Source organism: Vreelandella hamiltonii (genome assembly GCF_014651775.1).
In the GTDB taxonomy this organism is placed as follows: Bacteria; Pseudomonadota; Gammaproteobacteria; order Pseudomonadales; family Halomonadaceae; genus Vreelandella; species Vreelandella hamiltonii.
The window spans coordinates 148,928-160,155 of record NZ_BMXN01000006.1; the positions used below are offsets into that span (position 1 = coordinate 148,928).

Below are 11,228 nucleotides of genomic sequence, written 5' to 3' on the forward strand. Positions count from 1 at the left end.
ACTCCATAGACAACCCCAAAGTTTAGTGGTTCCGCATCAGCGGTTCAGGCCCGTGGCGCTGAACAGCGGGTTGAGGCTGAAGCCAAGACTCAGGCGATGCACGCGGTTGTCGTAATCGATCATGCTTTCGCCGTACCCGTAATAATACTGTACGTGTGCTCGCACCCCATTGAAGGCTGGCCAGCTGTAATCGATCTGAGTACCCAGGTTGCCGGGGCTAGGATTGCCACGCAGCTGTCCGGCGACTTCGTGATTGTTGTCCAGGCGCTTGGCCAGACGAATATCCCCATACCCCATGTAACGCTCTATATCCGGGTTGTCGTCGTCACCGTCGGACTCCGGCACGCGCCAGTGGGGTGCCAGGGTCAGTGCCCAGTCGCCGCGCTGCAGCGTGCTTTCCAGATAGACGCGGTTCCAGCTCCGTGACAGCGGGTCCGAGCGGCCATTGGATTGATGGTTGAAGGCGATACGATTGCGCGTATTCACCCAGCCTAAGGCGCTCCAGGCGTTATCGAAATCGATGAACACCTCGGGCTCGTAGTTGGTTTCCCGGAAAGGGGAAGAGGCATCAGTGTTATAGGCCTGCCACCAGCTTCGCTGGGTATAGGCGAAATAGACGTCGCCAATGTCGCCAAACACGTCTTCGGCCAGGTTGAACTTGGCACTGAACTGAAACTTCACCTCGTTGTTGTTGGGGCCTGAAGCATCGGTCACTTCACGAAAGTTGTTGGAGTCCTGATTGGTGTTGTAGCTCACCGGAAACAGGTAATTGGTGCGATGCGTCGTGATGGAGAACGGGTTCCGCGACGACTGCTGTTCCAGCTGGCGGCGTTCGGACAGGTCCTCCAGGGCCACTTCTTCCGGCAGCGGCGTCGGTGGAATACCCTGGGCGGCAGCCTCGGGTGCGTCAATTTGCTGCAGCTGCTGGCGGAGCTGATAGAGCTCGGTATTCAAGGCGCGAATACGCGCTTCGATATCGTCACGCGTCTCGGCCATGGCCGACTGCGTTGCCAAGGCAACCAGCAGGCCTGTGAACATCAGGGGTCGGATAACCATTGATATGGCTCGCAGTGAAAAGTAGATAAATGTTAGCGACGTTCTATACAGGCGGATGAGGTAAGTCAACTGCCAATATTCTCGTGCCGGGCTGGATTGCGCCGCCGGGCCTTACGATTGACAATGATGCCTTGCCCGATGATGCGGGTCGACCAGTCAATGAGGCTTCTATACGTGGTGAAGAATGCCATGAAGGCGGTGAGCGGTGCGCTGGGAATATTGCTGTGTATCGTGTTGTTGTGCGTGTCGCCCATGGGGTGGGCAGAAGATGGTGAGCGGACGCCTTCTGAAAGCGCCCTGAACGAGCGATTGGCTGCGCTCGAGTCCCAGGAAGGGGAGCTTACCGCCGCGCAGCAGCGTGAGCAGGCGGCCCTGAGCGCCGCGTTGCAAGCCTATGAGCGGCTTACGGCGCTGGAAGAGCGCCAACGGGCGCTGGAGCAGCGTGTCAGCCAGGCCCCTGAGCAGCTGCTGCAACTCGAACGAGAGCTGCGAGAAGCCGAGGAAGAGAGCCAACAGCTCTCCGTGGATAGCCTCAGCGACATGCCGCTGGAAGCCTTGGAGGCGCAGCAGGGCAGCGCGGTGATCGAGCTCCAGCAGTTGCAGAGCCAGTTGGCCGAAGTCAACTCACAGCTGTTGGCTGCGCAAACCTTGCCCGAACGTGCCCAGCAGGCCATCTCCGAAGCCCTGCAGCGGGCCGAGACCTTGCGCCGCGAGCACGACACCCGCGAAGCGCTGTTGGCCGACCGCCAGCTCTCGGCTCGCGAGGATGCGCAGCTGATTCAGTGGCGTCTGGAGCGTTCCCTGGCCGAGCAGGAAGTCTCCCTCAATCAGCGTGAGCTCAGTGCCAACAGCCGACTGCGGGAGCTGGCTCAGCAGCGGCGTGAGCTATTGGCTTTGCAGATCGATCATCAGGAGCAGCGGCTTAACCTGCTGCAAGGGGTCATCGATCGCCAGCGGCGCTTGCAGTCCGAGCAGGCGATTGCCGATGCCGCGCGGGATGACCCGCTGATCGCCGAAGGGCATCCGGTAGTGCTGCGCGCCCAGCAGATGAACCAGACCTTGAGTCTCGAGCTGCTGCGGGCCACTGACCGCGCCAACAGCATCGTGCGCGAGAATATCGAAGCCCAGCGTCAATTGGAGTTGGTGCGTCAGTTGCAGCGTAGTCTCAATGAGCAGTTGGAAGCCATTCGCGGCAGCCAGCTGCTATCGCGGATACTCCGTGAGCAGCGTCAATCGCTGCCGGTAATCGTGCCGCGCCGGGACCTGCAGGATGAAATTGCCGACTTGCGCCTCAAGCAGTTCGATCTGATACGTCAACGTGATCAGCTGCGCCAGGGGGAGCGATTGGCCACCCAGCGGCTGCAGGAAGCGGGTGTCGAGGTGACGCCTGGGCTGGTGGACTCCCTGACGCGGCTTTATCAATCTCGCCGTGAGCTGGTGGAGCAGCTCGAGCAGTCCTATGGCAGCCTGTTGAGCGCCGCCATCGAGCTTCAGCTGAACCAGCAACAGCTCTTGACCACCACCCACGACCTGCGCGCCACCATCGATGAACAGCTCTTCTGGGTAGCCAACAGTCGTCCGCTGGACCTCAACTGGGTGCGCCAGTTACCCAATTACCTGCAGCAGGAGTGGCAGCAGGGCGAATGGCGAGCCGTGCTGCCCAACCGCTGGCAGGGCCTTGGCTGGGACATGCTGGTCGGTGCGCCGCTACTGCTGCTGAGCCTGACCTTGCTGGGGCTGCGCTCTCGTATCAAGGCCGCCTTGGCGCGGCTGCACTCGCAAATAGGTCGTTTGAAGAGTGATACGCAGCTGCATACGCCCAAAGCGGTTCTGATGAATGCGCTGCTGGCGCTGCCAGGCCCGCTGGCGCTGGCGGGCGCGGGTGTTGCCCTGCGGACGGCAGAAGGTGCCCTGGCGATGGGGCTGGCACCGGCCTTGCTGCAATTGAGCCTGAGCTGGGGTGTGGTCGCGCTGGGGCGCCGCCTGCTGGTGCCCGATGGCGTTGCAGAGCGTCATTTTACCTGGGCGCCTGCCTACAATGCGCGGCTACGTCAACTGCTGGGGGGCCTGGGCGTAGCGCTGGTGCCTGTGGTGGGGATCGCGGCCATGTCAGAGCAGATGGAAACCCCGCTGGCCATGCGTCCGGTAGCCATGGGGCTATTCATGCTGGGGCTGTTGGCCATGGCGTGGTGGTTGATGCAGCTGATTCTGGCTCACGTGCCGATTTTTGGGGTTCGGCTGTTCCGGTTGGTCCTGGGACTGGCCATGGCCAGCGTGCCGCTGGTCATGCTGGGGCTGGTGGCCTGGGGGTATGAATACACGGCGCTGCGGCTGGTGGCACGTTTTGCGATGACGCTTTACCTGTTGGGGCTGTGGGTCGTGGTGGAAGCCACGGTGGTTCGCAGCCTGGCAGTGGCTGCTCGCCGCTTGGCGTATCGCCGAGCCCTGGCGCGGCGGCGAGCCCAGGTACAGGAGGGGGCCGAGGGCGGGCTGGAAGTGGTCGAAGAGCCACCCCTGGACATGGAGAAGATCAACACCCAGTCGCTGCGGCTCTCCAAGCTCATTCTGCTGATCGGGTTCAGCCTGCTGCTTTATCTGGTCTGGTCGGACCTGCTGGCGGTGTTGGGGTATCTGGATCAGGTGGCGCTGTGGGATGCCGATGAAGGCGACCTGGTGGACAATTCGCTTTCGCTCTCTGATTTTTTCACGGCCTTGCTGGTGGTCGCCATCACCTTCATCATGGCGCGGAACCTGCCAGGGTTGCTCGAAGTCATGGTGCTGTCGCGGCTAGCCCTGAAACAGGGCAGCGCCTACGCCATCAGCTCGCTGCTCTCTTATACCATCGTGGGGACGGGGGTCGTCATGTCGCTGGCCACCCTGGGGGTCTCCTGGGACAAGCTGCAGTGGCTGGTGGCCGCGTTGAGCGTGGGGCTGGGTTTTGGTTTGCAGGAGATCTTTGCCAACTTCATCTCTGGCCTGATCATTCTGTTCGAGCGCCCGATTCGGATTGGCGACACCATCACGCTGGGCAACCTGCATGGCACCGTCAGCCGTATCCGCATCCGTGCCACCACGGTGACCGACTTCGATCGCAAGGAGATCATCATACCCAACAAGACGTTCGTCACCGACCAGTTGATCAACTGGTCGCTGTCGGACAATGTCACCCGAGTGGTGCTGACCTATGGCGTGGCGCACGGCTCTGATTTGCCGTTGGTGCATCAGCTGTTGCGCCAGGCCGCCGATGAGAATCCGCGTGTACTGGCGGACCCGGAACCCCAGGTGTTCTACCTCAACTATGGCCCGCACAGCCTGAATTTCGAGCTGCGCATCTTCGTCAACGACTTGCTGGACCGGCTGTTTGCAGCCGACGAAGTGAACTGCCGGGTGGATGAGCTGTTCCGCGAAGCGGGCGTGCGGGTGGCCTTCGAGCAGATGGACGTTTGGCTGCATCGAGATCAGGGGGAGTCGGTGAAAGTACAGACCCGCAAGCCGCTGCCTCCTGAAAACCTGGGCTAAGGCGTCTATTTGCAGGCCAGCATGAGAAATTCCCGATTGCCGTCCCCGCCGGTGATCGGGCTCTCCTGCCAGTGGGCGATGCGCAAACCGCAGGCCTGGCAGGCCATGCGTATCTTGTGCTCCACCTCGCTGTATCGGGCTGGATCGCGCACCACGCCGCGCTTGTCCAGCGCGCTGGGCTCCAGCTCGAACTGCGGTTTGACCAGAGAGATAAGCTGGCCCTGGGCCGGTAGCAAGGCGGCGATTTCCGGCAGGATCAGCGTTTGGGAGATAAACGACACGTCCATGATGGCCATCTCGATGGGAAATGCTTGCAGTACCTCCCGCAAGGCGGCCGAGGTGCTCATGTGGCGTGCGTTCAAGCCTTCCAGGCACACTACCCGCGGGTCCTGGTGCAGCGCTTCGGCCAACTGGTCATGGCCTACCTCGACACCCACTACATGGCGGGCACCGTAGCGTAGGGCACAGTCGGTAAAACCACCGGTGGACTGACCCACATCCAGCACCCCCTTGCCCTCCAGCCGCATACCCAGCGTGGAGAGCGCCCCCTCCAGTTTGAGCCCGGCCCGGGAGGCGTAGCGCTCCTCGGGGTCTTCCTCGACGCGCAGTGATGTGTCGGCGGGCCACTTTTCGGAAGGCTTGGTGAGCGGGGTGCCGTCGGCCAAGAAGACACGCCCGTTCTTGATGAGGCGCTGGGCGCGGGTGCGTGAGCTGGCCAGCGCCTGGCTGACCAGCAGTTGATCGAGTCGTATCATGGCGGGGTATCAGGATCTTTGAAAGACCGCGCATTATGTCATGTTGCGCCTGGCTCTGCCTGCAGCTCGGTGGGTGGGATTCGTGTGGCCCCCCAACTACGATGCAGATAGCCCTTGACGCGCTCCAGCTCCTCCTCGCTGACGGTGGCCAGTTTGCCGCTCTCCAGAGGGTCGTAGTGGTAGATGTATAGCCGTGAGAGAAACTGCTCGAAGGGCAGTGACGCCTCACCGAAGCGCTCGCCGTTGCCAGCCGTGCTGACCTTCAGCCCGTCTCCCCAGTCCTGGCCGCTATCGTTGTTGGGGTTGTAGAAGTAGACGCGCATGACATCGCTGGGGTCGAGCGAGGCGCGCAAAATGGTGATGGCGTGCCAGCCGATGAAGCGCGCAGCGCTGTCCGTGACCGCAATGCCGGCAGGCTGGGGGTGGATCAGCGGCTGATTGCCGTTGTAGAAAGGGTGGTAGCTGGCGTAGAAGTGGCGAATGAAGGTGTCGACGTCATCCAGCTGCCCGGTGGCCACGTCCACATTGATGCTGAACCCTCGGCCAGACCACCAGCCGTGAAACTCAGGATTGACCCAGCGGTGCGGGTCGCCTTCCCGGCCGATGCAGCGTCGGCCCATTTCCGCATAAATGCGATCCAGGTGCGGGACGACGACCAATGACACAGGATCGAGGTCGAGGGGCAGTTCGCTGGCCAGGCCTGCCACGCTCTCCTGGGAAGAGATGGGCTGGCCTTCGAAATGCATGATGATTTCATCGTCTCGGGCGGCCCAGGTCACCATCTGGAGCAGGTAGTCCGGGTCGTTGTAGGCCCACATCGACAGCGCTCGCGCCGATTGGCAGGTAGGGTTGTTGCCTTGGCCCACACCCAGCGGTAGCCCCAGCATGCACAGCACGCCCTCGATCAAGCGTGCTCTGGGTGATGCCGTATCGCCATACGCCAGCGTCAAGCGCGAGATGGCCCAGTCGGAGAGCGGCAGGCTAAGCTGCCGCCACATGGCGGGAGCCACCGGCGGTTGATAGAGAATCCCGCGCTCCAGCAGTAACGCCAGACCATAGACGGCTTGGGCGGTGGCAGGGTAGACGCCGCTGCGAATCAAGGTGTGCGCCAATTCGCGATAGCACAGCAGGCAGTCGCGCCCCGTGGACGAAAGCCCCAGCGCTTCGGAAAGCAATTGATCTGCTTCTTCCAGCAGGAAGCGCAGCAGCACGGCATGGTAGGGCGATACGAGGCCGGTATCGTGCATGGCGCGTGCAAAACCGGTGGACTCCGCTTGAAGCGTCGCGTGGTCCATGCGCTCCAGGCGTGCCTGGTATATCTCGATGCCAGGGTCTTCTCGGCAGGCTTGGGTGGGCCCATAGAGCGAGCTGACCAACCGGTCGGCGCCTTGGCCGCTGGCGCCCAGGTCGATCTCCGGGTTGGCCTGGCACAGCGCGATCTGGGTGATCATCTGCTTGATCGAGTCGACCTGGATGGGCCGCTGCTTGAGAATCCGCCAGATTTCATCGATCAGTTGATCGATGACGTGCTCGTGCCCGACCCGCTCGGCCAGGTGCTGAAACAGCTGGCGTGGAATGGTCGCCAGCCGCCCTTGGGTTTCGCGCTCGGCCTCGCTGGGGGCGTTGAACAGCAGGCCCAAGTTGATGGCCATGACCTGTGTAAGGTAGTGATGGGCGTGTTCTGGCGATACCTGTGGATGCTCGTAGCCTCCCTTGGCCACCGCCAGCAACCGCAGTTCACTCAGCGTCTCGATCACCACCACATTGGCATCGGCGCTTTTCAATGCAAAGGGCGTCAGGGTCGGGATCAGGTACTGCGGTGTGTCCCAGTCCGAGCCAGCAAACACGCCTGCGGCTTCGAAGCAGGCAGCGCGTGCTTCCAGCGCTGCGCAGCCTCCGCTGAGCATCAGGATGCGCCTGGCGGTGTCCATCACACGGGGTAGCTTGGCCAGCTTGGAGACGGCGGGAGCCTGGGCAAGCAGCGCCACGGCTTCATCGAACTTGCTCAGCAGCCCATCGAGTTTGCCTTCTTCCCCCTCAGGGGTGGAACGCTGATTGGTCACGCTGACTCCTTATCCCGGCAAGGGGGAGAGTTAAACATAGAAGTCGAGTGCTTCCTGGCGTTTGAGCAGGTCGCGAAGCGTATGAGCATCGTCACCCTTGAAATAGACCAGCCCCCAGTGGGTGCCAAACGCGGTGCGCTTGGTGACGGTCTCTTCGACGGGTGGGGTCAGCTCATGGGACTCGAAGTAGTCATGATCTTCGGTCTCTTCGGGTATCTCCAGGCGGCTGACCACGCGGCGGCGTGGATAGACGCCAAAGCAGCCCGCAAACCCGTTGGCATCGACGATCTCCTTGGGAAAGAACTCGGCCACTTCTTCTGCCGTGGCTTTGGGGTCGAAGACCAGCATCGACGCTTGATAGGCGTTGAAACCATAGACGCGCTCAAGGAGTTCGAACACCTTGAACCCTGGCGGACGATAGGCGACTTCACCAAAGTACATCTCGCCATCGCTGGTGACGAAATACTCTGGATGGATCAGGCCAAATTCGATATCGAAGGCCTTGATCAGTTTTTCGATCTGGGCGGTGATCTGCTGACGATACTGCTCGAGCTCCGGCGAGGCGGGAACGAACACCGAATAGCCCAGCGTGACGTATTCCGAAATGTTCAGGAAGGCGATTTTGCCATCGTGAATCCACGCTTCCACGGCAAATTCCCAGCCATCGAGGTGCGACTCCATCAGCACGGGAAACTCTTCGTCCGGAATGGTATCCACCTCGTCCGGGGTGCGGATGACGCGGTGCCCCAGGCAGCCCGCCTTGTCGAAGGCCTTCAGGTGGATTGGATCGTTGGGGTCGCCGTCCAGCTTGAGCAGGGTCTGGTTGACCCGCTTCAGAAAACGGATGACATCGTCTCTGTCGTGGGCCTCTTCGAAAATGCCCACGCGGATCCCGCCCAGTTGGGCTCGCCGCTTCATCAGCGCCTTGTCACGCAGGAGCAGGGACTGGCCGTAAAGACGGGGGTTGTCGAGCAGCACGGAGTTGATGGCACCGGCCCACTCGACGGTCTCCTCGAACAGCGGGATGGCGACATCCACGCCTTTTTCCTTGAGGGTTTCGGCAATCTCCATGGAGCGATCGTTGAGGCGCTCGAAGTTCCAGGGAACGTAGGGGATGCCGTGTTTCTGGCAGTGCTCTTCTGCCCAGTCGGGGGCAACCACGATGTAGCGCCGGTCGAATTGCTCGGCCGCTTCGATTGCATTGAGGCTCCAGCCGAGGAGGGCGATATAGCCCTTGTTGGGATCCTTCTGCATGGTGGTGACTCCTGTTGGGTAGATGAATGATCGTGCCAACCACTCACCTCACCATACACGACCCAAGCGACCCGGGGCTAATTAGCACCCACTGAAGGGCGGGAGGGAATTAGTGGGCATTGATGATGTCTGCTAAGGGGCTGCCCTGTGAGTGTGGTAGGCTACCCCGTTGTTGGATACGTTCAAGCGTCAAGAGGAACAGGCCAAGATGGCGGCCAAGCCGATCTACCGTGTGGTGGTTCACCAGCAGGGTGAAATTTGGGATTTATACGTAAGAGAGATCTTTCAGAGCGAACTCTGGGGCTTTATTGAAGTCGAGGAGTTTGTCTTTGACGATGCGTCGCGAGTCGTGGTGGATCCAGGAGCGGAAAAACTGCAGCGTACCTTCGAAGGCGTCAAGCGCAGCTACCTGCCGCTCAATGCCATTGTGCGCATTGACGAAGTAGAGCGTGAAGGCCCCTTGAAGGCAGTGAAAAGTGATGCTCGCGTCGCAGAGTTTCCTCGTCCCTTCCCGTTACCGCCCAGGGGGGAAGGGTAAGCGCCCAAGAACGCGCAACGCTATAGCGATACGCAGGCTGGCTTCGTCGGTCAGCTGCGTTTTTATGATCAGGACATGACGTCATGCAAGTAAAGAAATTTCGCAGGAATTGTTACGCCGCCGCCATGGGCGTGCTGTTGAGTGCCAGTGGCCATTCAGCGTTTGCTCAATCCGATAGCCAAGCCTGGGTCAGTGACGAGCTGAGCACCTATGTGCGCAGTGGGCCCACGGATGGCTATCGCATTGTGGGAACGCTGAATGCGGGTGAGCAGGTAGACGTACTGGAAACCAGCGGGAACTACACCCGAGTGCGCAGCAACAGCGGCGATACCGTGTGGGTGCTGAGCAGCGAACTGCAGCAAACGCCCAGTGCTCGTCAGCAGTTGCCTGAGCTTCAGGCGCAGGTGGAAGAGCTGACCCAGGAGCTTGACGGCATCAACGATACCTGGGAGCAGCGGGTCTCTTCGATGACGGAAACCCTGGATGTCCGTGAGCAGCGCATTGCCGAGCTGGAAGCGCGTAATCACGAACTGGACGCCCAATCCGAGCAGGCTCGCCGCCAGGTGCGTGCGCTGCAGGCCCGCCTGGATACCCAGGAAGAGGACCTGTTGATGCGCTACTTCATGTACGGCGGGGGTGTGGCCGGTGCAGGCCTGCTGGTGGGGCTGGTCGTGCCGCACCTGCCGCGTCGCCGCAAGAAACGTGACCGCTGGTTCTAAGCGTCTTGCTGGTCATCACCCATCACGGCCTGACGAGGTAAGTACCATGGACAACCCCTGGCGGTTGCGCTGGCAGGAAGGGCGCATTGGCTTTCATTTGGCGGCAACGCACGCCGCGCTGCCGCAATACTGGCCCGAGCTGGGGGTGGAGGAGGGCGCCAAGGTCTTGGTGCCGCTGTGCGGCAAGAGCCTGGACATGCGCTGGCTGGCCGAGCAGGGTCATCCGGTGCTGGGCGTCGAGCTGGCCCCAGAAGCCATCGAGCAGTTTCTGGCCCAGCGGGAAGATGGCGTTTCACGCTACCGCCAGTCAGGTTTCGAGGTGTTTCGTCAGGGGAGTGTCGAGCTTTGGTGCGGGGACTTCTTTCATCTGCATATCAAACAGGCTGCCGAAGTCGGGGCCTTCTATGACCGGGCGGCGTTGATTGCCCTGCCACCCGCCACTCGGGAGCGCTATGCGTTCCACCTGGCACAGCTGATACCGCCTGGTGCCAAGGGTTTGCTCGTCGCGCTTACCCATCAGGAAGGCGAAGCAGGGCCGCCCTTCAACGTGCCCGATCACGAAATAGAGCGCCTGCTGGCGCCCAATTTTCGCGTTGATCGGCTCTCTACGGAGCCCGCCGATGAGCGTGGCCGTCGCGAGAGCCTTTGGGCATTGGAGCGGCGCGGCCCTCGCGTGTGAATTGACCCAGGTCAGCGCGCCAGCAGGCGGCCCAGTTCCGGGTCGCTGAAGGCGCGGTTCAAACCATCGCTCAACAGGTCGTTCAGCATGCGGGTATTGCTGTCTTCACCAGGTTTGATGGCGTAGCCCTGCGTACGGCGTGAGGTATAGGTGCCGGTGTAGGTCGTGCCCTGATGCTGCGCAATGGCGCGGAAGACACCCTCGATACGGGCCTCGTCGATGAGCGGCTGGCCGCTATCGCCCCGCAGGTAGGCCAGGCTGGCGAGTTCCAGCGTCAGAGTGGGGCGGCCCTGGGCGGTTTCCCGGGTGGGGTTGAAGCCCATGTCGCGCACCGCACGCTCTGCTTCGGCCTGAAGTTTCGGAATCAATTCATGTCGGTTGACGGTGATTTGCGCCGTCGACATGCTGCCGCCTGCCCGTGTGCCAATGACTTCACTGGGGCGGGCATCCACGGCCACCACGGTCACCTGCTGCCCGGAGCCTACCTGCGACACGTTGGCCGTGCGGGAAGGGTTCAGCTGCAGGAACTGGGGGCTGGCGCAGCCGGCCAGCAGGGCGGTGGCCAACAGCGCACCGGAAATACGTAAAAAATGACGCCGACGCATACAACTCTCCACACTCTACTTGTTTGGGGCGTAACTTGCT

The 11,228-nt window shown here is 61.6% G+C and carries 9 protein-coding genes; 4 read left to right on the forward strand and 5 right to left on the reverse strand.

Going from position 1 to position 11,228, the window contains the following annotated elements:
* Positions 1-36: 36 nt before the first annotated feature.
* Positions 37-1,056, reverse strand: coding sequence for a phospholipase A (locus IE091_RS07690; RefSeq protein ID WP_096922657.1), 1,020 nt, complete (start codon positions 1,054-1,056; stop codon positions 37-39).
* Positions 1,057-1,230: 174 nt separating this feature from the next.
* On the opposite strand from IE091_RS07690, the gene mscK reads away from it, so the two are divergent.
* On the forward strand, positions 1,231-4,575 hold the full coding sequence (gene mscK, locus IE091_RS07695) for a mechanosensitive channel MscK (RefSeq protein WP_189463332.1): 3,345 nt from the start codon (positions 1,231-1,233) through the stop codon (positions 4,573-4,575).
* Positions 4,576-4,580: 5 nt separating this feature from the next.
* On the opposite strand, the gene IE091_RS07700 is transcribed toward mscK, so the two are convergent.
* From IE091_RS07700 to IE091_RS07710, 3 genes are read right to left on the reverse strand one after another with little or no spacing between them, the layout of a single operon-like run.
* On the reverse strand, positions 4,581-5,330 hold the full coding sequence (locus IE091_RS07700; protein WP_189463333.1) for a TlyA family RNA methyltransferase: 750 nt from the start codon (positions 5,328-5,330) through the stop codon (positions 4,581-4,583).
* Positions 5,331-5,368: 38 nt separating this feature from the next.
* A complete protein-coding gene (locus tag IE091_RS07705) occupies positions 5,369-7,393 on the reverse strand; it encodes a hypothetical protein (RefSeq protein WP_039181018.1) in 2,025 nt (674 codons plus the stop codon).
* A gap of 30 nt (positions 7,394-7,423) precedes the next feature.
* Positions 7,424-8,647 (reverse strand): ATP-grasp domain-containing protein, encoded by a 1,224-nt coding sequence (locus IE091_RS07710; protein ID WP_096922661.1) that lies wholly within the window; start codon positions 8,645-8,647, stop codon positions 7,424-7,426.
* A gap of 208 nt (positions 8,648-8,855) precedes the next feature.
* Between IE091_RS07710 and IE091_RS07715 the strand changes: the two genes are divergently transcribed.
* From IE091_RS07715 to IE091_RS07725, 3 genes are all read left to right on the forward strand, one after another.
* Positions 8,856-9,185, forward strand: a complete 330-nt coding sequence (locus IE091_RS07715; RefSeq protein WP_009100748.1) for a DUF1820 family protein — start codon at positions 8,856-8,858, stop codon at positions 9,183-9,185.
* 83 nt (positions 9,186-9,268) lie between these two features.
* Complete coding sequence (locus tag IE091_RS07720) at positions 9,269-9,904, forward strand: TIGR04211 family SH3 domain-containing protein (RefSeq protein WP_189463334.1); 636 nt, start codon at positions 9,269-9,271, stop codon at positions 9,902-9,904.
* Between the two features lie 46 nt (positions 9,905-9,950).
* Positions 9,951-10,583 (forward strand): thiopurine S-methyltransferase, encoded by a 633-nt coding sequence (locus IE091_RS07725; protein ID WP_189463335.1) that lies wholly within the window; start codon positions 9,951-9,953, stop codon positions 10,581-10,583.
* A gap of 11 nt (positions 10,584-10,594) precedes the next feature.
* On the opposite strand, the gene IE091_RS07730 is transcribed toward IE091_RS07725, so the two are convergent.
* Complete coding sequence (locus tag IE091_RS07730) at positions 10,595-11,188, reverse strand: YajG family lipoprotein (protein WP_189463336.1); 594 nt, start codon at positions 11,186-11,188, stop codon at positions 10,595-10,597.
* Between the last annotated feature and the right edge of the window lie 40 nt (positions 11,189-11,228).

Bases quoted from the DNA above. Each gene is read 5' to 3' on its own strand.
- IE091_RS07690 (WP_096922657.1), bottom strand. From the start codon at position 1,056: ATGGTTATCCGACCCCTGATGTTCACAGGCCTGCTGGTTGCCTTGGCA.
- IE091_RS07700 (WP_189463333.1), bottom strand. From the start codon at position 5,330: ATGATACGACTCGATCAACTGCTGGTCAGCCAGGCGCTGGCCAGCTCA.
- IE091_RS07710 (WP_096922661.1), bottom strand. From the start codon at position 8,647: ATGCAGAAGGATCCCAACAAGGGCTATATCGCCCTCCTCGGCTGGAGC.
- IE091_RS07715 (WP_009100748.1), top strand. From the start codon at position 8,856: ATGGCGGCCAAGCCGATCTACCGTGTGGTGGTTCACCAGCAGGGTGAA.
- IE091_RS07720 (WP_189463334.1), top strand. From the start codon at position 9,269: ATGCAAGTAAAGAAATTTCGCAGGAATTGTTACGCCGCCGCCATGGGC.
- IE091_RS07725 (WP_189463335.1), top strand. From the start codon at position 9,951: ATGGACAACCCCTGGCGGTTGCGCTGGCAGGAAGGGCGCATTGGCTTT.
- IE091_RS07730 (WP_189463336.1), bottom strand. From the start codon at position 11,188: ATGCGTCGGCGTCATTTTTTACGTATTTCCGGTGCGCTGTTGGCCACC.